The 228-nt window shown below is 57.0% G+C and carries 1 protein-coding gene; it reads right to left on the reverse strand.

The window, feature by feature from the left end; genetic code table 11:
- Positions 1-215: 2-oxo acid dehydrogenase subunit E2 (locus AC3XQU_RS25195; RefSeq protein ID WP_489876812.1), on the reverse strand; the 215-nt coding region annotated here is incomplete at its 3' end.
- Positions 216-228 lie beyond the last annotated feature (13 nt).

Below are 228 nucleotides of genomic sequence, written 5' to 3' on the forward strand. Positions count from 1 at the left end.
GTGGCATTGGCATCCGGGTGGTCTGCGAGCGCCCGGCACAGTGCGTGACCGACAAAGGGAAGGAAACTGAGTTTCCCTTCACCTCGAGCTGATCTCTCACGGTTGATCTTCGCTCGGGCTACTGAGACCGCAGTGAAATCGACATCAACCTGCGCCGTCAATTGAGGAGCCGTATTCCACGATTCTGTCAGATTCTTGGCGATTGCCCTACGCAGGCGAGTGTGTTCG

It is taken from the genome of Telluria sp. AZSoR62, from assembly GCF_058111565.1.